The following is a 20,140-nucleotide window of genomic DNA, read 5'->3' on the forward strand; positions in this document are numbered from 1 at the left end:
GGACGCTTACCAACGGTGACGCATCGTTTAAGGAGGTGATCCAGCCGCAGGTTCCCCTACGGCTACCTTGTTACGACTTCACCCCAGTCATGAACCACACCGTGGTGATCGCCCTCTTGCGTTAGGCTAACCACTTCTGGTGCAGTCCACTCCCATGGTGTGACGGGCGGTGTGTACAAGGCCCGGGAACGTATTCACCGTGACATTCTGATTCACGATTACTAGCGATTCCGACTTCACGGAGTCGAGTTGCAGACTCCGATCCGGACTGAGACCGGCTTTAAGGGATTCGCTGACTCTCGCGAGCTCGCAGCCCTTTGTACCGGCCATTGTAGCACGTGTGTAGCCCTACCCGTAAGGGCCATGATGACTTGACGTCGTCCCCACCTTCCTCCGGTTTGTCACCGGCAGTCTCCTTAGAGTTCCCACCATTACGTGCTGGCAAATAAGGACAAGGGTTGCGCTCGTTACGGGACTTAACCCAACATTTCACAACACGAGCTGACGACAGCCATGCAGCACCTGTCTTACAGTTCCCGAAGGCACACCAGAATCTCTTCCGGCTTCTGTAGATGTCAAGGGTAGGTAAGGTTCTTCGCGTTGCATCGAATTAAACCACATGCTCCACCGCTTGTGCGGGCCCCCGTCAATTCATTTGAGTTTTAACCTTGCGGCCGTACTCCCCAGGCGGTCGACTTATCGCGTTAACTTCGCCACAAAGTGCTCTAGGCACCCAACGGCTGGTCGACATCGTTTACGGCGTGGACTACCAGGGTATCTAATCCTGTTTGCTACCCACGCTTTCGCACCTCAGTGTCAGTGTCAGTCCAGAAGGCCGCCTTCGCCACTGGTATTCCTCCCGATCTCTACGCATTTCACCGCTACACCGGGAATTCTACCTTCCTCTCCTGCACTCTAGCCTGACAGTTCCGGATGCCGTTCCCAGGTTGAGCCCGGGGCTTTCACAACCGGCTTATCAAGCCACCTACGCGCGCTTTACGCCCAGTAATTCCGATTAACGCTTGCACCCTCCGTATTACCGCGGCTGCTGGCACGGAGTTAGCCGGTGCTTCTTCTGCGAGTGATGTCTTTCCTACCGGGTATTAACCGACAGGCGTTCTTCCTCGCTGAAAGTGCTTTACAACCCGAGGGCCTTCTTCACACACGCGGCATGGCTGGATCAGGGTTGCCCCCATTGTCCAATATTCCCCACTGCTGCCTCCCGTAGGAGTTCGGGCCGTGTCTCAGTCCCGATGTGGCTGATCATCCTCTCAGACCAGCTACGGATCGTTGCCTTGGTAAGCCATTACCTTACCAACTAGCTAATCCGACATAGGCTCATCCAATAGCGGGAGCCGAAGCCCCCTTTCTCCCGTAGGACGTATGCGGTATTAGCCTGGGTTTCCCCAGGTTATCCCCCACTATCGGGCAGATTCCTATGCATTACTCACCCGTCCGCCGCTCGTCAGCATCTAGCAAGCTAGATCTGTTACCGCTCGACTTGCATGTGTTAGGCCTGCCGCCAGCGTTCAATCTGAGCCATGATCAAACTCTTCAGTTTAAGATCTATGCGGTTCTTACCCGCCACTCGAAAGTGACAGAAGCGAACCAAACTTGGCTCAAGGTTCAAACGAATTCATTCAAAACAGATCCCAAAGGACGAATCCTTTAACACCCTATTGCTTGAGTCGCTTGCCTTGATATTCGGTGATTTGTCACCAACATCAGCAAGCGCCCACATGAATTACCTGATCAAATTGTTAAAGAGCGGTTTCGCTGTGTTTGACTGGCGAACCGTTGAACTGGCTTGCCGCAGCGAGGAAGGCGTATTCTACGCAGTTCCTGGTGTTTGTCAAGGGCGTTGTTTTCGATGCGGATCAATCAACATCCAAAACCGCTTGCTTTCGCAAAAGCGTTAACTGCTTGACAAACCAAGGCTTTTACACCTTATGCACCGCTGGTAACGCTTGGCGTCCCCGGCAGCGGATGCGTACTTTACGGTTTCGCTGCCGGGTTGGCAAGACCTAGATTGAAAATAAGCACAAAAAGTTCAAATAAGCGTCACGCGGGCGTAACGTTTCTTACCCGCTTGGATAACGTAGCTCTTACCTGTCGCCAGCATGGTGTCTTTGGCAACGACTTCGCCATCGACTTTAACCCGGCCATTCCCCAGCATATCCTTGGCTTGGGCGCTGTTGTTGGTAAGCTCTGCCCTATTAAGCACTGCCGCAATGGGCGCTTGCTCGCTGCCATCAAAATCAACCGTGACTTCCGGCAGGTCTTCCGGTAGTTCGCCATCGGCCAGTTGGTTCCCCGCCGACTTATGCGCATTGGCCGCCGCTTCATCACCGTGGTAGCGGGCGATGAGTTCTCGAGCCAACTCCATTTTAACGTCACGCGGGTTGGCACCTTGCTCAACGCTCTCTTTAAGCGCGTCGATCTCTTCATTTGATTTCAAAGAGAGCAGCTCAAAATAGCGCCACATTAAGCTATCCGGCATAGAGACTAGCTTATTGAACATGGATCCAGGCGCTTCATCGACACCAATGTAGTTGCCCAGGGACTTCGACATCTTCTGCACACCGTCTAACCCTTCCAATAGCGGCATGGTGATGACCACCTGGGGTTCCTGGCCGAAGTGCTTTTGAATCTCACGCCCCATCAGCAGATTAAACTTCTGGTCGGTGCCGCCCAGCTCCACATCCGCCTCAAGCGCTACCGAGTCGTAGCCCTGTACCAGCGGGTAGAGAAACTCGTGAATGGCAATGGATTGATTGGCTTTATAGCGCTTTTCAAAGTCGTCCCGTTCCAGCATGCGGGCGACGGTGCTTTGGGCAGCCAGCTCAATCATTTTGGCGGCGGTGAGCTCGCTAAACCACTCGGCGTTAAAACGTACCTCGGTCTTTTCAGGATCGAGGATTTTAAACACCTGCTCTTTGTAAGTTTCGGCGTTGGCTTTCACGTCCTCTTCGGTGAGCGGTTTGCGCGTCACGTTCTTACCGGTGGGATCACCAATACGGCCGGTAAAGTCGCCGATCAAAAAGATAACCGTGTGCCCCAAGTCCTGGAACTGGCGCATTTTGGTTAATAACACGCTGTGTCCCAGGTGCAGGTCAGGGGCCGTGGGATCAAAACCCGCTTTAATACGCAGTTTGCGGCCGGAGGCCAGCTTCTTTTTTAACTCATCCTCTACCAGGATTTCATGCGTACCGCGCGATAACAGCGCTAAAGCCTGATCCACCTCACTCATTGCCTCTCTCCACTATAAAGAACCGCCCATACCGGGCTCAGGTGATAAATAACCGACGATGTTACCATGCTCGTTCGCCTTGGTTGAGCCTTGGTTTAGCGCTCACCCTGGTTTAGCCTCAGCCCCGCTTTGTACGAGTTCATTTATGAAAACACCTACCGCTTCGCCGCTTTACTATATTGGCCTGATGTCCGGCACTAGTCTGGACGGTATTGATGCGGCACTTATCGCCATCGAAAATGACTCGCCGCCGCGCCTATTGGCCACCCATGCCGAACCCATGCCAGATGAGCTACATCGCCTGCTGCTCACACTGTGCCATGCAGAGCAGGTGAGCTTTGCCCAGCTCGCAGCAGCGGAGCACGCGTTCTGCCAATGCCAAGCCCAAGCTGTGAAACACTTATTAGCGCCACTTTCATTGGGCGTAGAACAGATCAGCGCCATCGGCAGCCATGGCCAGACTATCGAGCACGCCCCTAAAGGTCACGGAGGCGGCCCGGCCTATACGCTTCAGTTGGATAACCCCAGCCTGCTGGCAGAACTCACCGGCTGCGCGGTGGTCGCCGATTTCCGCCGCCGTGACTTAGCCGCTGGCGGCCAGGCCGCCCCACTGGCGCCAGCGTTTCATCAGGCGCTATTGGGTAGATCAGACGCGCACCAGCTAGTGCTCAATTTAGGGGGCTTTGCCAATCTGACCTGGCTTTCCAGTCAGCCGAACGACCCAGTGATTGGTTTTGATACCGGGCCAGCGAATGTTTTATTGGATGCCTGGTTTGCCTTGCACCAAGGCGGCCGCTTTGACCAAGACGGCGCTTGGGCCGCTAGTGGAAAGATAGATGAAGCGCTGTTAGCTCGGTTATTATCAGAACCGTTTTTCCAGCAGCCGCCGCCGAGAAGTACAGGGCGTGAGCTTTTCCACCTGGCTTGGCTCCGCCAACATCTCAGCGGCCAAGAATCCGCCGCCGATGTTCAGGCGACGTTGGCCGAACTCACTGCCGTCAGTGTTGCTCAAGGCATTGAACAACTGCGGATCAGTGGCGGTTCACTAACGCTGATCACCGCTGGTGGCGGCGCTCACAACGGCTACTTAATGCAGCGCCTTGCCTATCATCTCCCGCGCGCAACGCTCACTTCGCCAGCCGCGTACGGCTGGCCTGAAGACTGGATAGAAGCCGGCGCCTTTGCCTGGCTGGCTCACCAGCGATTGAATCATCTGCCTGGCAACTTACCTTCGGTCACCGGTGCGCAGGGCTCCCGGGTATTGGGTGGTATTTATGCTGCATAGCTTTTGCTGAATTGCTTTTGCTGAGTTGCTTAGAGCTGCGCAAGGCTCGCTTAGTAATCATCGCCATCGCGTAGGCTTAAATGACTCGGCACCTGTTCATCTAGCGAGAGGTTACGCCCCTTGGCGTCACTAACATTGAGCAGCATGCGCAGGTCGTTAGCCGAGTCGGCGTGTGCCATGGCCACCTCTCTGCTGATATGCCCCGCCTGATGCAGATCATGCAGCGCCTGATCGAAGGTCTGCATTCCGGCATCGCGGGACTTGGCCATCGCTGCTTTCATCTCGGCGACCTCCCCTTTACGGATCAAGTCGGCGATGCGCGGCGACTGCAGCATGATTTCGATAGCAGCACAGCGCCCGCCTGCAAGCGTGGGCAGCAGCTGCTGGGCGACGACTGCACGCAGATTCAGAGACAGATCCATCCATATCTGCTCATGGCGTTCATGAGGGAAGAAGTGAATGATGCGCTCTAACGCCTGATTGGCGTTATTGGCATGTAGCGTTGCCAGGCAGAGATGGCCGGTTTCAGCAAAGGTCAGTGCGTGTTCCATGGTTTCTCGGGTGCGGATTTCACCAATCAGAATCACATCCGGCGCCTGGCGCAGGGTATTTTTTAGCGCCACCTCAAACGATTCGGTATCGATCCCCACCTCGCGCTGATTGACGATAGCGCGCTTGTGCGGGTGCAAGTACTCAATGGGGTCTTCGATGCTGATGATATGGCCGCCAACGGTTTCGTTGCGCTGCTGAATCATCGCCGCCAGGGTCGTCGACTTACCCGTTCCCGTGCCACCCACCACCAGTACCAGCCCCCGTTTGGCCTGAGCTAATTCTGCCAACTGTTCTGGTACACCCAGCGCCTCTAGGCAAGGAATTTCCATCGCGATGCTGCGCACTACCATGGCCATCTGATTGCGCTGCTGAAACGCGCTGACCCGAAAGCGCCACTTGCCTTCTCGGCTGAGCGCGAAATTCGCTTCATGCTCACAGGTAAAACGTTCACGCAATCCTTCCGGTAGAGCGTGAGTAACCAGCTCACTTACCTGATGCGCGGTTAAGCGTTGCTGACCCAAGGGCACCAACCCATCGGGCATTTTCAAGCTTGGCGGCGCACCCACGGAGATGAGCAAATCAGAAGCGTTTTGCTCAACCATAATATCAAGCAGCTGGTGCAGCCACTGGGCGGGCGAAAGCTGGGCATCTTGACTCATAGCTTCTTTACTCCTCCTTTATCGACAGCGTTCCCTTTGACCTCAGCTGCGCTTCTTGCAAACTTACCGAACCCTCTTTCACTAACCGGGACAGCGCGGAATCCAGCGTTTGCATGCCCAAGCTGCCACCGGTTTGAATGGCCGAGTACATCTGCGCCACTTTGTCTTCGCGAATCAAGTTGCGCACTGCAGACGTGGCAATAAGGATTTCGTGGGCCGCCACGCGCCCACCGCCCTCACGTTTAAGCAGGGTTTGTGACACCACTGCCTGGAGTGATTCAGAGAGCATGGAGCGCACCATGGCTTTCTCTTCACCGGGAAAGACATCGATAATCCGATCAACGGTTTTAGCTGCCGAAGTGGTGTGTAGCGTCCCCAGTACCAAATGCCCTGTTTCCGCAGCGGTCAACGCCAAGCGGATAGTTTCAAGATCACGCAGCTCACCAACTAGAATCACATCCGGGTCTTCACGCAGCGCGCTGCGCAGCGCATCGGCAAAGCTATGGGTGTCGCGGTGCACTTCGCGCTGATTAATCAAACAGCGCTTGCTGGCGTGGACAAACTCGACGGGGTCTTCAATAGTGAGAATATGCTCATAACGATGATCGTTAATGTAATCGATCATCGCGGCCAGCGTGGTGCTCTTGCCCGAGCCCGTTGGCCCCGTCACCAGCACTAAGCCCCGCGGCAACATCGCTAAGCGCTCAAACACCTCGCCTAGCCCCAAGGTCTGCATGGAGAGCACTTGACTGGGGATGGTGCGAAACACCGCCCCTGCACCGCGCGCTTGGGTGAAGGCATTCACGCGGAAGCGCGCCACCCCCGGCACCTCAAAGGAAAAATCAATTTCCAGATGCTCTTCGTAGTCGCGCCGCTGTCGATCATTCATGATGTCGTAGATCAATTTGCGCACATCGTTATTATCGATAGCAGGCACATTGAGCCGACGAATGTCGCCATCAACACGTATCATGGGCGGCAAACCGGCCGAAAGGTGCAAGTCAGAGGCATTCTGCTTTGCCGAGAATGCTAGCAGTTCGGTAATATCCATCTCTCTTCCCAGCTGCGGTAAGGTGCTTGAGTATGACAGACATCGCGCTTAACGAGTCACTCGGCTCTTCATACGATCAGGCGCGTGAACGCCTGCGTAACGCATTAGAAGCCGCGGGACGCGCCCAGGATGCAGCCAAGTTGCTAGCGGTCAGCAAGACCAAGCCTGCGGCAATGATTCGCCAGGTTTGGCAGTTAGGCCAGCGTGAATTTGGTGAAAACTATCTGCAAGAAGCGCTAGAGAAACAGACTGAGCTTGCTGATCTTGACGACAATGTATGGCATTTCATTGGGCCGCTGCAGTCCAACAAGACCCGCGCTGTCGCCGAGCACTTTGATTGGGTGCACAGCGTTGATCGGCTAAAAATTGCTAAGCGCCTCAGCGAACAGCGCCCGGCCCACCTAGCGCCGCTGAATATCTGCCTGCAGGTTAATATCAGCCGCGAAGAGAGCAAGGCCGGTGTGCTACCGGAAGCGCTGGAAGAGTTGGCAAAAGAAGTCGCCACGCTGCCCAACCTGCACTTGCGCGGCTTAATGGCGATTCCCGCCCCGGCGGAAGGCGTAGATGCTCAGCGCCAGCCATTGGCAGCGCTGCGCGAGGCGTTGACCTCCCTCCAGAGCAGCTTGCCGGATGCCCCCCTTGATACACTCTCAATGGGCATGAGCGACGATTTAGAAGCGGCGGTACTGGAAGGTGCCACGCTGGTAAGGTTAGGCACCGCGATTTTCGGCACCCGCCAATCGGCCTAGGCGGGCAGTCGCCTACCTTTACACTGAACATACTTTTATTTAAGGACACCTGGCATGGCGAATAACATTACCTTCATTGGGGCTGGCAATATGGCCAGCGCCATTATCGGCGGCCTCATCGACAGCGGCGTCGCGCCTTCTACTATTACCGCCACTGCGCCGAATGACAGCGAACTGGCATCGATTAAACAACGCTTGGGCATCAATACCGACACCGACAACAATTTGGCGGTGGCTGAAGCCGATGTGGTGGTACTGGCAGTGAAGCCGCAAATCATGCGCGCCGTCTGTGAAGCGCTGCGCGACAGCGTTCAGCGCCAGCAGCCGTTGGTTATCTCGATAGCTGCTGGCCTGGATGCCAGCACGATCGACCAGTGGCTAGGCGGCCAAAATGCCATGGTACGCTGCATGCCCAATACGCCATCGCTGGTCGGTTATGGCGCCAGCGGCCTCTACGCCAATGCGAAAGTAAGCGATGACCAGCGCGATGTGGCCACCCAGCTAATGGAAGCGGTCGGCATTGTCGAGTGGGTGGAAGAGGAAGCCCTGTTAGATGCGGTGACCGCCGTTTCCGGCAGCGCACCGGCCTACTTCTTTCTGATGTTCGAAGCCATGGAAGAAGCCGCGGTTAAACTCGGCCTGCCTGCCGCCACTGCGCGCCGCCTCGCTATTCAAACCGCACTGGGCGCCGCTACGATGGCGCAGCAAAGTGATAAAGACCCGGCCACGCTGAAACAGAACGTGATGTCGCCGGGCGGCACCACCGAACGTGCCATTCAACATCTGGAAGAGGCACAATTGCGCACCACGATTGCCGACGCCATGCAGGCCTGCGCTGATCGCGCCCAGGCAATGGCTAAGGAACTGAGCGGAGAGTGACATAACAGTACTGACATAACGGTTCAGTAACGCCACCGCTTCGCAATGAATCATCAAGGAGACATAATAATGGGCAATGAATTGGGCAGTGCAGGGTTAATGCTGGTAAATACCCTGATCAATATTTACCTCTTTTTACTCATGCTGCGCTTTCTGCTGCAAGCGTCGCGGGCGGATTACTACAACCCGTTAAGCCAGTCGGTGGTTAAAATCACCCAGCCGGTAGTAGGTCTGTTTCAGGGCTTTTTAGGTCCCGTTGCAGGTCGTTTTGATCTCGCCACGTTGGCGGCAGGCTTTGTCTTGAAAGTCGTCAGCATTGTCGCCATTTTCATGGTCATCGGCGTTGGCATGCCACCCATTCCAGGCCTGCTGATTGCGGGCCTGGCGGCCTTGGCGAATGCGATTTTAAAAATCTACTTCTTCGCCATGATTGTCATGATCATCTTGAGCTGGGTAGCGCCTAACGCCAGTCATCCAGGTGCGCTGCTGGTGATGCAACTGGTAGAGCCAATTATGGCACCGGTGCGCAAAGTGGTTCCATCGCTGGGCATGATCGATCTTTCGCCTATCGTGGTGTTTATTGCCATTAACCTGATTGATGGTTTGGTGGTCGGCTCAATGATTCGTGCGGCGGGCATTTCCGGCGCGCTGGTTGGGTTGTGATGGCAGCCAGTGCCTATTTAGCAAGATTCATTCAGTCGCAAACCTTCAGCAGGACTAGCGCCTTCAATGCCTGATTCAGACACTCTTGCCTTTGCAGACCGGCCGACGACATCCGTCGGCCTTGTCACTCCGCACGTAGCACGTTTCGACACGCCCCTCGCACTTGCGTGTGGCAAAGTGCTGCCTGCCTATGAGCTGATTTACGAAACTTACGGCACGCTGAACGCCGAGCGTAGCAACGCCGTGCTGATTTGCCACGCACTTTCCGGCCACCACCACGCCGCGGGCTACCATAGCGAGGATGATCGCAAGCCCGGCTGGTGGGATGCCCATATTGGCCCCGGCAAAGCGATCGATACCAACCGCTTTTTTGTTGTTTCGCTGAATAACCTGGGTGGCTGCCACGGCAGCACCGGGCCGGTTAGCCACAATCCCGAGACCGGCCGCCAATGGGGGCCCGAATTCCCCATGGTGACGGTTAGCGATTGGGTCGCCAGCCAAGCGCGACTTGCCGACCAGCTGGGCATTGAGCGCTGGGCTGCAGCCGTCGGGGGCAGCCTTGGCGGCATGCAAGTCATGCAGTGGACCATGACTTATCCGGAACGCGTCGCTAACGCGGTGGTGATTGCCGCAACGCCCCGGCTCTCGGCACAGAATATCGCCTTTAACGAAGTGGCTCGCCAGGCGATTCGCTCAGATCCAGAGTTTTTTGACGGCTGGTACGCTGAGCACGACACCGTACCTAAACGAGGGCTGAAACTGGCGCGCATGGTAGGCCATATTACCTATCTGTCAGAAGACGCCATGGGCAGCAAGTTTGGCCGCGACCTGCGCAGCGACGACCTTAACTTTGGCTTCGACGTTGAGTTTCAGGTGGAGTCCTACTTGCGTTATCAGGGCGATACCTTTTCCACCGCTTTCGATGCCAACACCTACCTGCTGATGACCAAGGCGCTGGACTACTTTGACCCCGCGGCCACTCAGGGCGGCGACTTTGCCCAGGCGCTGGCACCAGCGCAGTGCCCATTCTTGATTGTCAGCTTTACCACCGACTGGCGCTTTCCGCCCTCCCGCTCGCGAGAGCTGGTCGACGCCCTTACCCGTGCAGGCAAGTCGGTGAGCTACGCCAACATTGAGTCGCCCCACGGGCACGATGCTTTCTTACTCTCAGAGCCACGCTACGATGCTATCGTCAGCGCCTTTATGAACCGCGCAGCCCGCGAGCTCAATCTAACTGAAACGGGCGCGGAGGAGACGCCATGATGCGCGCCGATCTTGAACTGATTTACGACTGGGTGCCCGAAGGCGCGCACGTGCTTGATCTTGCCTGCGGCGATGGCGAGCTGCTGGAGACCCTGGCACGCAATAAAGGCGTGACAGGCTATGGCCTGGAGATCGACCATGACGGTATTAATGCCTGCGTAGAACGTGGCGTGAGTGTGATTGAGCATAACCTGGACGACGGCTTAAGCAGCTTTTGCGATAACAGCTATGACCAAGTGATCATGACCCAGGCGCTGCAGGCGCTGCGCCGCCCGGATAAGATGCTGGATGAAATGCTGCGGGTCGCCGAAGAGGGCATTATCACCTTTCCCAACTTCGCCTACTGGCGCCACCGTGTTCATTTAGGTCTGCGCGGCTATATGCCGGTCTCCAAGTCGCTACCTCACGCCTGGTACGACACGCCTAACATACACCTGTCGACATTCAATGACTTTGAGCATCTATGCCGTGAGAAGGGCCTGATGATTGTTGATCGCGCCGTGGGTGTCGGAGATCATCAAGGCCACTGGAAATCACGTCTATGGCCCAATCTGTTTGGTGAGATTGCCATTTTCCGCGTTCGCCGACGCTAGATTTTCATGGCGTTTAAACGTAACCCAAGGAGCCACGACATGTTCCGCAGATTAATGATCAGTGCCGCTCTTGTCGGCACGCTCTTCGCCACTGCGGCGGCCTACGCCGAACAGTTCGCCCTTGTAGGCGACTACGAGATTCACTACAGCGCGGTGAACAGCAGCTTTTTGACGCCTGAAGTGGCGCAAGCGAACAACCTCCAGCGCAGCGCCAACCGCGGCTTGGTCAATGTTAGCGTGCGTGAGCGACAGGAGGATGGCATTACTCGCGCCGTTAATGCCAGCGTGCAGGGGCACGTGAGCGGCTTAACCGGGGTTCAGGAGTCACTCAGCTTTCGTACCGTTCATGACGGCGATGCCACCTACCATCTTGCGCCTTTCACAATGCGTGAAGATGAAAGCATGCGCTTTGAGTTAAGCGTGCGCTACGACCGTAACGCCGCCCCCGAGCCGGTTAACTTTATTCAGCGTTTTTATATTGATCGCTAAGTCGTACCTAGAAACATATAAATTAACATCCAAAGCGCCGAGGGTTGGTGTAAGCAAGGGTCTTTCGCCATGGCCGGAAAATGTTCCCAACAATTCCGGCATTTCCGCCATCCATGGCGGTCAGATGGCGAAAGTAGCGCCCAGGGAAGGGTTCACAGCGCCCTTGCGTCACCTGCCCTCGGCAAGCTCATGCCACTTTAAAGCCTTACAGGCAGGCTGCGGGTTAATCGCACGCCAGTGGGGCGCTCTTGCTCCCGCACCACCTCAATACCATAGGCCAGCACTTCCACCCCGCTGGCCGAGGCCTCCGCCAGAGCTGCTGCGTACGTCGCGTCGATATGGGCAGCAGCGGCCACGTCAGTAATACCTTCATGGGCAACACAAAACAGCAGCACTGCCCGTTCGCCCTGCTCTGCCAGCACTCGCAGCGAATGCAGATGCTTGGTACCGCGCACGCTTACCGAGTCCGGAAAGTAGCCGTGGCCATCCTCCTCTTTCAGGGTGACCTGCTTCACCTCGATATACGCCCGCCCCCGCTCTGGATCCTCCAGTCTAAAATCAAGGCGGGCGTCGGCCACTTTCACCTCCCGGCGCAGAGTGGCGTAGCCTGCCAAGGGTGCCAAAGCACCCGCCTCCAGCGCCGCTTCCACGATGCGGTTAGCGCGGCCGGTATGCACCGAGGCGAGCGCCACCTGCCCATCAGCTTGCGGGAGTTCGATAAATTCCCAGGTCCAGGCAAGCTTGCGCTTAGGGTTATCGCTGGGTGACAGCCACACTCGGCACCCTGGCACGTTCACCGCCTTCATTGAGCCGGTATTGGGGCAATGGGCGACGACTTCGCGACCATCATCCAAACGCACATCGGCAAGAAATCGTTTATAGCGCTTGAGCAGTATGCCCGGCAAAAGCGCTGGATAGCCCAGCATCACAGCCTGCCCACAAAGCGTGTAATCCGCGCCACTGCCTCTTCCAGCCGGGCCACATCATTGGTGAACGCAATGCGCACATGGTGTTCGCCACCACGCACGGCAAAATCAATACCCGGGGTAATCGCCACGTTCTCTTCCAGCAGCAGGCGCTCGCAGAAGGCCTGACTATCGCGGCTGTAGCGGGAGATATCCAGCCATAAATAGAACGCTCCTTGTGGCGGTAGATCCGGCGCCAGCCCTAAGTTAGCCAAGCCTGTCAATAGCACCTGACGGCGCTCTTTCAGAGTTTCACGGCGTTGTTCGAGAATCCCGCGGCATTCCGGCGTAAAGGCTGCCAGCGCGGCATGCTGTGAAGGTGTTGGCGCGGCAAGGAACATATTCTGCGCCAGCCGCGTTAATGGCTCCACCGCATGCTCAGGCGCCACCAGCCAGCCCAAGCGCCAGCCGGTCATACCAAAATATTTTGAGAAGCTGTTGACCACAAAGGCGTTGGCCGAGAGCGACGTCGCCGACAGCGGCGCATCGTCGTAGTTAAGGCCCTGATAAATCTCATCGACGATGACCTCGCCTTCGCGCTCGGCGACGGCCGTCAGAACTGCCGAGAGCTGTGTCGCGCTCAACGTATGGCCGGTGGGGTTAGAGGGCGATGCCAGCATGGCAAGACTCGTATCCTCACGCCAATGCTGGGCGACCAGGCCAGCGTCCAGCTGCCAGCCGCTCTCGCGCCCCACGGAGATCGCATCAATTTCAGCGCCAGCTAACGCCATAAAGTGACGGTTGCAGGGGTAGTTAGGGTCGGCCATCAGCACCCGCGAGCCGCTTTCGACTAATAACTGGCTGGCCAACAGCAATGCGCCTGACGCCCCAGGCGTTACCAAAATGCGCGCTGGATCCACCGCGGCGTTAAAATGCTCTGCATAGTGCCCGGCGATCGCCTCGCGCAGCGCGGGTAGCCCAGCCGCTGGGGTATAGCGGGTATAGCCACTGCCCAACGCCTGCTGCCCGGCAGCGATAATCGGCTCGGGAGTAGCAAAATCCGGCTCGCCGACTTCTAAATGAATCACATCGTGGCCGGCGGCTTCCCGCGCCTGGGCCATTTCCAGCAAATGCATGACCCGAAAAGGGGCAACGTGATCGACACGTGAATTCCAGGCCATAACGGCTCCTTCATCTCATCATTTTAAAATCGGGGGTATTATTAAAATCTAACTAAAACATGACACTACTTTTTTAGCGCACAACACAATGGTCGAAATCGCACCATTATGCTTGCAACCCAGCCATTTTTCAGCTAAACAAGCATCCCTTTGGCGTGAGATCGTGACAGTCGCTCATGGTCGATCAGTAGTCACATATGTAAGGGGCAGTCCCATGCCAGTAGCAGAAAAGAAACCGGAAGCGTCCAAGTCCTTCACCCCGTATGAGCCAGCGCCGGGTGAAGAGTATATGAACGAGCAGCAGCTAGCGCACTTCCGTCAGCTGCTGCTGGATTGGAAACAGGATCTCATGGAAGAGGTGGATCGTACCGTACGCCACCTGCAGGAAGATGCGAACAACTACGCCGACCCCGCCGACCGTGCTACCCAGGAAGAGGGCTTTAGCCTGGAGCTGCGTACCCGGGATCGCGAGCGTAAGCTGCTCAAGAAAATTAACGAAACGCTAGATAACATCGATGATGACGATTACGGTTTCTGCGAAGCCTGCGGCGTTGAAATCGGCATTCGTCGTTTAGAAGCTCGCCCCACCGCCACCCTTTGCGTGGATTGCAAAACCCTGGCGGAACTCAAAGAGAAACAGCTAGGCGGCTGAGCGCTAAAAGACCGTGCTACTCGAACGCGGGCACCTTAGGGTGCCCGTTTTTGTGAATGGCTTTTTGTGAATGATCAGCCTCTCTCAACAATGACACTACCATGAATGATTTTGCTCGCTACCGGGGCCGCTTTGCCCCTACGCCCTCTGGCCCGCTGCACTTTGGCTCTTTGGTCGCCGCCTTAGGCAGCTATTTAGATGCCCGCGCAGCCGATGGGCAGTGGCTGGTGCGCATTGAAGATATCGACCCACCGCGCTGCCCTGAAGGTGCGGCGAGCACTATCCTGCGCCAGCTGGAAACCTTTGGCCTGGAGTGGGACGAAGCGGTAATGTGGCAGCACAACCGCGGCGATGCTTACCAACAGGCGCTTGACCAACTTATCCAACTCGACTTTGCCTACCCCTGCAGCTGTTCGCGTAAGCAGTGGCAGGCGTTTGACATCTACCCCGGCTGGTGCCGCGATGGCGTTTGCGATGCGAATAAACCGGTGGCATGGCGACTGCGCAGTGACCGTGGCGAGCGTCCTATCCGCTGGCAAGACCGACTGTTTGGCGCGCAGCAGTTTGACCCGGCTGAACTGGGCGATGTGGTATTAAAGCGCAAAGATGACCTCTGGGCGTACCAGCTCGCCGTGGTAGTGGATGACGCCGAGCAGCAGATTACCGATGTGGTACGCGGGCTGGATTTGCTCGATAACACCCCTTGGCAGCGCCAACTGCAGAGTGCGCTTCAGCTACCACAGCCGCGTTACCTGCATCTGCCGCTCATTGTGACCGCTGAAGGGCAAAAGCTCTCGAAGCAAAACCTGGCCCCGGCCCTAGCAGAAGACAAGCAGGAAGTGCGCCAGCAGCTCTTTCAGGCGCTGGAAGCGCTTGACCAAGCGCCGCCCCAAGAACTTGCCTCAGAGCCCCAGGCGACTCAGCTACACTGGGCGGTAGCGAACTGGTCGTTGGCACGGCTAAGCCCCACGGCACACCGTTTAAATCCCCATTCACCTCCAGCAGGAGATTGATATGTACGTCTACCGCATCATGCTGTTTTTGGTGTTTGGCGGTTACTTGCTCTCTCCGCTACTAATGAATGGCTGGAGCGACCCTGAGGCCGCCTGGTACCGACCGTTTGCGATTTGGGGTGGTTTGATTGCGCTAACCCTCTGGCTGGAGCAGAAAAGGAAGCTCGATGAACGTTGAGATGCACGTTGAGATAGTCGGCGTGCTGCTACTTGGGCTGGGCTACCTGGCACTGCTGTTTGGCTGCGGTTTTGCGGTTGAGCGTGGCTGGGTGCCGGTGCGCATTACCCGTCACCCGATTGTTTACACCCTTGCTCTGGGTGTTTATGCCAGCGCCTGGGCAATCTACGGCAGCGTGGAAATGGCGGCCAACGCGGGGTTTGGCTTCCTGGCCTACTACCTGGGCGCAGCGGGGGCCTTCTTGCTCGCTCCTGTACTGCTGGTGCCTATCCAGCGCATCACCCGCACCTATCAACTAACGTCGCTGGCGGATCTGTTTGCCTTTCGCTTTCGCTCCCGGTGGGCGGGTACGCTGGTCACCCTCGTCAGCCTGCTGGCGGTGCTGCCACTGCTCGGCATTCAAGTCCAAACCCTGAGCGAAGCCATCAATATCATCACCGCCAGCCAAGCGGGGGGTAGCGTTGCGCTGCTTTTTTGCGCCGTAATTGCCGCCTTTGCGGTCATTTTCGGTGCCCGCCACAGTCAGTCTTACGGTCGCCACGATACCCTGCTTAGCGCCATTGCGTTTGAATCCATTGTTAAACTGCTGGCCATGCTGGGGCTCGGCGTGGTGGCGCTATGGATGGTGTTTGACGGCCCAGGCGATCTGCAGCTGTGGCTGGAGGGACCAGGCGCTATCCTCCAGCAACAGACACCCAAACTTGACCCTGCCCAGTGGCGAACCCTGCTGCTGCTGTTTTTTGCGGCGGCGTTTATGATGCCGCACTTATTTCATATCAGTTTTGCAGAAAGCCTGTCGCGGCATACCCTGCTACAAGCGAGCTGGGCGCTGCCGCTGTTTCTACTGCTAATGGCGCTGCCCGTGCCGTTGATTTGGTGGGCCGCGCAGTCGGTTAATCCCGACATCCCCATCGCCGCCTATGCCGCCTATCTAATGAGCGAACACTGGTGGGTAGGGGCGCTGGCGTTTATCGGCGGACTAGCCGCCACCAGCGGCACCATGATTATGATTGCTCTGGCGCTTTCCGGCATGGTGCTTAATCATATTGTGCTGGTAGCGAGGCCCCCCGAGGCGCGCAGTGATCTATACGGCTGGCTGCTGTGGCTGCGCCGTGGCTTAGTGGTCGCGGTGATTATCGGCGGCTGGGTGTTTTACCAGTGGGTAGGCCGCCACCATGGTCTCATCGGCTTGGGATTAGCCGCATTTGTCGGCATGGCCCAGTGCCTGCCTGGCATGCTGGCGCTGCTCTACTGGCCGGGCGCTAACCGTAAAGGCATGATTATTGGCCTGATCGCAGGTGTGGGCGTATGGCTGTGGGGTCTATGGCTGCCACTCATGTTTTCGCTACCGGTACCGACGCTACCTTTTACACCGCTTACCGACACTGGCGCACCGGTTTGGTACAACGTCACGCTGCTTTCGTTAGCGGTCAATATCCTGCTGCTGATTGTGGTATCGCTGTTTACGCATATTTCTGAAGGGGAGCAGTCCGCCGCAGAAGCGTGCTCCGTCGATGCGGTTATTCGCTCCAAGCGTTTTCCGCTAGAAGCCGCTACGGCGAGTGACTTTTCTACCCATTTAGCCCACGCCCTCGGCGATGAGGCAGCTAGCCGTGAAGTTAACCGGGCCCTGCAAGCGCTCAACTTTACCCCCCAGGAGCGCCGCCCTTACGCGCTGCGTCGCTTGCGTGACCGTATTCAGGCTAATCTCTCGGGCCTAATGGGGCCATCGGTGGCGCGGGACATTGTTGATCGCTATCTACCCTACCGCCACGACGACGCCCCGGAAACTGACGATATTCACTTCGTTGAAAGCCGCTTGGAAGCCTACCGCTCACGGCTAACAGGGTTAGCTCGTGAACTCGACGGTTTGCGCCGCCACCACCGCCAAACCCTAGCGTATTTACCGGTGGGGCTGTGCGTCCTGGGCGATGACGATGAGCTGTTAATGTGGAATCAGGCGCTCTCACAACTTTCGGGTATTAGCGGTGAAAGCGTGATTGGCTCGCGCCGTGATAGCCTGCCCGCCCCCTGGCCAAGACTGCTGGGCAGCGTGTTAAAGACCACGTCAACACCGCTCTACAAACAGGCGGTCACGCTGCACGGTAAAGACTATTTTTTGACCCTGCACAAAGCGATTCTCAGCGGCAATGACAGCCGTGGCGGCAGCGTTATTCTGATTGAAGACCATACCGAAATGAAGTGGTTGGAAGATGAGTTGGTGCATGCTGCTCGCCTTGCCTCTATCGGCCAGTTAGCCGCCGGCGTCGCCCACGAAATTGGCAACCCGATTACCGGCATCTCGTCGCTGGCGCAAAATCTACGCTACGACACCAACGACCCCGCCCTGCTGGAAACTGCCGATCAAATCCAGCAGCTAACCCAACGGGTCACCAAAATCGTTAACTCACTGGTGGGGTTTGCTCATGGAGGGCGCCAATCGGTGCCGCTCCCGGCCTCGCCTGTGGCGCTCGCATCGATTAGCGAAGATGCACTGCACTTGATCCACCTCGCCCGCTCGGGAGAGGATGTTACCTTAACCAATGAAACGCCTGACGATGTGGTGGTACGCGGCGATGCCCAGCGATTAACGCAAGTGATGGTCAACCTGCTGAGCAATGCCCGGGATGCCTGCACCCAGGGGGGAGAAGTTCACATCACCGCAGGGCGCCACGAGCAGCTTGCCTGGTGGCGGATAACCGATAACGGCCAGGGCATAGATCCACGAGTGCGCGGGCATCTATTCGAGCCCTTTACCACTACCAAGCCAGCAGGCGAAGGCACCGGCCTGGGCCTTTCACTGGCTTATCAGATTATCAACGAACACCAGGGTAAGATAGACGTGGCCTCGCCACCGCCCGGACAGCCTCGCGGCACCGCCATTACGCTCTGGCTGCCGCTTTACCAACAGGATGATCAGCCAGCTCATGCCCAGGATTCTGATTGTTGAAGATGAAGCGATTATTCGCAGCGCGTTAAAGCGACTACTGGAACGCAACGACTATACGGTCAGCGAAGCAGGCAGTGCTGAGGAGGCCTGCCAGCTTGAACTCACAGGGTTTGATCTCATCATCAGCGATCTCCGCTTGCCGGGCGAGCCAGGCACTTCCTTGATTGCCGCTGCGGCGCCCGTGCCAGTACTGATCATGACCAGCTACGCCAGCATGCGTTCCGCAGTCGAAGCGCTCAAACTGGGGGCCGTGGACTACGTTGCTAAACCGTTTGACCACGCCGAGCTGCTGGAAACCGTTGAGCGGATCCTGCACAAGCAGTCAAACCAGCAGAGTCCGCCGCCGGATATCACCGATGCAGGCGGCAGTCGACAAACCATGATCGGCAACTGCGTTGCCATGCAGCAGGTTTACACCCGCATTCGTAAAACCGCACCAGCGGATGTCACCGTCTTGATTCTAGGCGAGTCGGGCACCGGCAAAGAGCTCGTGGCACGCGCTATTCACCAACAAAGCAAGCGGGCCAAAGCGCCGCTTATCAGCGTGAACTGTGCGGCGATTCCCGAAACGCTGATTGAATCCGAACTGTTTGGGCACGAAAAAGGCGCCTTTACCGGCGCCAGCGCGGCGCGCACCGGCTTGGTGGAAGCCGCCGACGGCGGCACGCTGTTTTTGGATGAGATTGGCGAGCTACCGCTCGATGCTCAGGCGCGTCTGTTACGCGTACTGCAAGAGGGTGAAATCCGTAAAATTGGCTCGGTAGAAACCCGCCACGTTAACGTCCGCTTGATTGCCGCTACCCACCGGGACCTACGTGCGCTGTCAAAAACCGGCGAGTTCCGCCTCGACCTTTACTACCGTTTGAACGTGATGCAGATCGAGCTGCCGCCGCTGCGCGAGCGTGAAGATGACGTGCTGGAGATCGCCGATATTCTGCTCGATAAGGCGTGTAAGCGTCACGAACGCACGGGGCTACGCCTATCCCGTGCAGCCCGCCAAGACCTACGCGACTACCCTTGGCCGGGCAATGTGCGTGAGTTGGAAAACGCCCTGGAACGCGGGGTGATTCTTGCTGAAGGACACTTGATACATCCGGATGACTTGGGCCTGGCGCCCATTACGGCTCGCCCTCATGCACCATCCAATAACACCTCGCCTACCGGTGGCAGCCCAGACAAAATCGCTGATGAGAATGAAGATGACCTCTCTTTAGAAGATTACTTTCAGCACTTTGTGCTCGAACATCAGGATCAAATGAGTGAAACCGAGCTAGCCCAAAAACTTGGTATCAGCCGGAAAAACCTTTGGGAACGGCGCCAGCGGCTTGGTATACCGCGTAAAAAAACCGCTCGTCGCCCAGGTTAAAGGCTTAGGAAACGGCCTTAAGCATCCACCTAAGACTATCGTCTAATACACTGATTTGAATAAGAAATTATCTATTTGTGGCGACGCCGGCACTGTTACCTTCCCACACAACAACGTGCACAAACGGCCGCAAAAGGGGTAACACTTATCGAGCTGCAAAGTTCCTCTTTATTTTAAAAAACGCCAACCTTTTGAAATTTATAATTTATCAAACAGGTGGCACACCGCCTGCAGTATTACTGAGTAAGAAAAACAAACTGGGCATAGCGGTAGGTCACCAACAAAAACAAAACGACCTCGCCCTAACCTGAGCCACAACAAAAACAACAAGGTCAGGTAGAGATAAAGGTACTAACAAGAACAATAGGCTTGAGTCTCATTACTTGCTGGCGCAAGCAACACAGGCGCTGACAACAACAATAATGTAGTAAGTAGCCCGATAAGGACGCGACGTACACAACA

17 protein-coding genes and 1 rRNA gene are annotated in these 20,140 nt (G+C 56.7%); 12 read left to right on the forward strand and 6 right to left on the reverse strand.

Going from position 1 to position 20,140, the window contains the following annotated elements; translation table 11 throughout:
- Window positions 1–28: 28 nt before the first annotated feature.
- A 16S ribosomal RNA gene (locus tag KO116_RS19660) occupies window positions 29–1,561 on the reverse strand.
- 489 nt (window positions 1,562–2,050) lie between these two features.
- The gene (tyrS, locus tag KO116_RS19665; protein ID WP_035562778.1) at window positions 2,051–3,250 is read right to left on the reverse strand and encodes a tyrosine--tRNA ligase; all 1,200 of its coding nucleotides are present in this window, start codon (window positions 3,248–3,250) and stop codon (window positions 2,051–2,053) included.
- 145 nt (window positions 3,251–3,395) lie between these two features.
- Here tyrS and KO116_RS19670 point away from each other — a divergent pair, with 145 nt between their 5' ends.
- Entirely contained in the window at window positions 3,396–4,535 is a 1,140-nt protein-coding gene (locus KO116_RS19670; RefSeq protein ID WP_035562776.1) for an anhydro-N-acetylmuramic acid kinase, read from the forward strand.
- Window positions 4,536–4,585: 50 nt separating this feature from the next.
- On the opposite strand, the gene KO116_RS19675 is transcribed toward KO116_RS19670, so the two are convergent.
- Both KO116_RS19675 and KO116_RS19680 read right to left on the reverse strand, forming a co-directional pair.
- The gene (locus KO116_RS19675; RefSeq protein WP_045812190.1) at window positions 4,586–5,746 is read right to left on the reverse strand and encodes a PilT/PilU family type 4a pilus ATPase; all 1,161 of its coding nucleotides are present in this window, start codon (window positions 5,744–5,746) and stop codon (window positions 4,586–4,588) included.
- Between the two features lie 7 nt (window positions 5,747–5,753).
- Window positions 5,754–6,797, reverse strand: coding sequence for a type IV pilus twitching motility protein PilT (locus KO116_RS19680; protein ID WP_035562773.1), 1,044 nt, complete (start codon window positions 6,795–6,797; stop codon window positions 5,754–5,756).
- Window positions 6,798–6,829: 32 nt separating this feature from the next.
- Here KO116_RS19680 and KO116_RS19685 point away from each other — a divergent pair, with 32 nt between their 5' ends.
- From KO116_RS19685 to KO116_RS19710, 6 genes are all read left to right on the forward strand, one after another.
- A complete protein-coding gene (locus KO116_RS19685; protein WP_035562771.1) occupies window positions 6,830–7,546 on the forward strand; it encodes a YggS family pyridoxal phosphate-dependent enzyme in 717 nt (238 codons plus the stop codon).
- A 54-nt stretch (window positions 7,547–7,600) separates the two neighbouring features.
- Window positions 7,601–8,425, forward strand: a complete 825-nt coding sequence (gene proC / locus KO116_RS19690; protein ID WP_035562768.1) for a pyrroline-5-carboxylate reductase — start codon at window positions 7,601–7,603, stop codon at window positions 8,423–8,425.
- A gap of 69 nt (window positions 8,426–8,494) precedes the next feature.
- Window positions 8,495–9,088 carry a YggT family protein gene (locus KO116_RS19695; RefSeq protein ID WP_035562766.1) on the forward strand — a complete coding sequence of 198 codons (594 nt, stop codon included), beginning with the start codon at window positions 8,495–8,497 and terminating at the stop codon, window positions 9,086–9,088.
- A gap of 66 nt (window positions 9,089–9,154) precedes the next feature.
- Window positions 9,155–10,351: a homoserine O-succinyltransferase MetX gene (gene metX, locus KO116_RS19700; RefSeq protein WP_035562763.1), complete on the forward strand. Its 1,197-nt coding sequence runs from the start codon at window positions 9,155–9,157 to the stop codon at window positions 10,349–10,351.
- Complete coding sequence (gene metW, locus KO116_RS19705) at window positions 10,351–10,944, forward strand: methionine biosynthesis protein MetW (RefSeq protein ID WP_035562807.1); 594 nt, start codon at window positions 10,351–10,353, stop codon at window positions 10,942–10,944. Before metX ends, metW begins: the two co-directional genes overlap by 1 nt.
- A 39-nt stretch (window positions 10,945–10,983) precedes the next feature.
- Window positions 10,984–11,433, forward strand: coding sequence for a DUF4426 domain-containing protein (locus KO116_RS19710; RefSeq protein WP_035562760.1), 450 nt, complete (start codon window positions 10,984–10,986; stop codon window positions 11,431–11,433).
- Window positions 11,434–11,630: 197 nt separating this feature from the next.
- Here KO116_RS19710 and sfsA read toward each other — a convergent pair whose 3' ends face one another.
- Complete coding sequence (gene sfsA, locus KO116_RS19715) at window positions 11,631–12,359, reverse strand: DNA/RNA nuclease SfsA (protein WP_200897113.1); 729 nt, start codon at window positions 12,357–12,359, stop codon at window positions 11,631–11,633.
- Window positions 12,359–13,519 carry an aminotransferase class I/II-fold pyridoxal phosphate-dependent enzyme gene (locus KO116_RS19720; RefSeq protein ID WP_035562754.1) on the reverse strand — a complete coding sequence of 387 codons (1,161 nt, stop codon included), beginning with the start codon at window positions 13,517–13,519 and terminating at the stop codon, window positions 12,359–12,361. Before KO116_RS19720 ends, sfsA begins: the two co-directional genes overlap by 1 nt.
- A 214-nt stretch (window positions 13,520–13,733) precedes the next feature.
- Here KO116_RS19720 and dksA point away from each other — a divergent pair, with 214 nt between their 5' ends.
- The 5 genes from dksA (at window position 13,734) to KO116_RS19745 (ending at window position 19,678) form a co-directional block, all read left to right on the forward strand.
- Window positions 13,734–14,171, forward strand: coding sequence for an RNA polymerase-binding protein DksA (gene dksA, locus KO116_RS19725; RefSeq protein WP_007111809.1), 438 nt, complete (start codon window positions 13,734–13,736; stop codon window positions 14,169–14,171).
- Between the two features lie 101 nt (window positions 14,172–14,272).
- Window positions 14,273–15,184, forward strand: coding sequence for a tRNA glutamyl-Q(34) synthetase GluQRS (gene gluQRS / locus KO116_RS19730; protein ID WP_035562751.1), 912 nt, complete (start codon window positions 14,273–14,275; stop codon window positions 15,182–15,184).
- Between the two features lies 1 nt (window position 15,185).
- On the forward strand, window positions 15,186–15,362 hold the full coding sequence (locus tag KO116_RS25530; RefSeq protein ID WP_007111811.1) for a hypothetical protein: 177 nt from the start codon (window positions 15,186–15,188) through the stop codon (window positions 15,360–15,362).
- 1 nt (window position 15,363) lies between these two features.
- The gene (locus KO116_RS19740; RefSeq protein WP_035562804.1) at window positions 15,364–18,312 is read left to right on the forward strand and encodes an ATP-binding protein; all 2,949 of its coding nucleotides are present in this window, start codon (window positions 15,364–15,366) and stop codon (window positions 18,310–18,312) included.
- Complete coding sequence (locus KO116_RS19745; RefSeq protein WP_035562748.1) at window positions 18,290–19,678, forward strand: sigma-54-dependent transcriptional regulator; 1,389 nt, start codon at window positions 18,290–18,292, stop codon at window positions 19,676–19,678. Before KO116_RS19740 ends, KO116_RS19745 begins: the two co-directional genes overlap by 23 nt.
- Window positions 19,679–20,140: the final 462 nt, after the last annotated feature.

Origin of the sequence: Halomonas sp. KO116 (genome assembly GCF_000734975.2) — a bacterium.
GTDB classification, from domain to species: Bacteria; Pseudomonadota; Gammaproteobacteria; order Pseudomonadales; family Halomonadaceae; genus Vreelandella; species Vreelandella glaciei.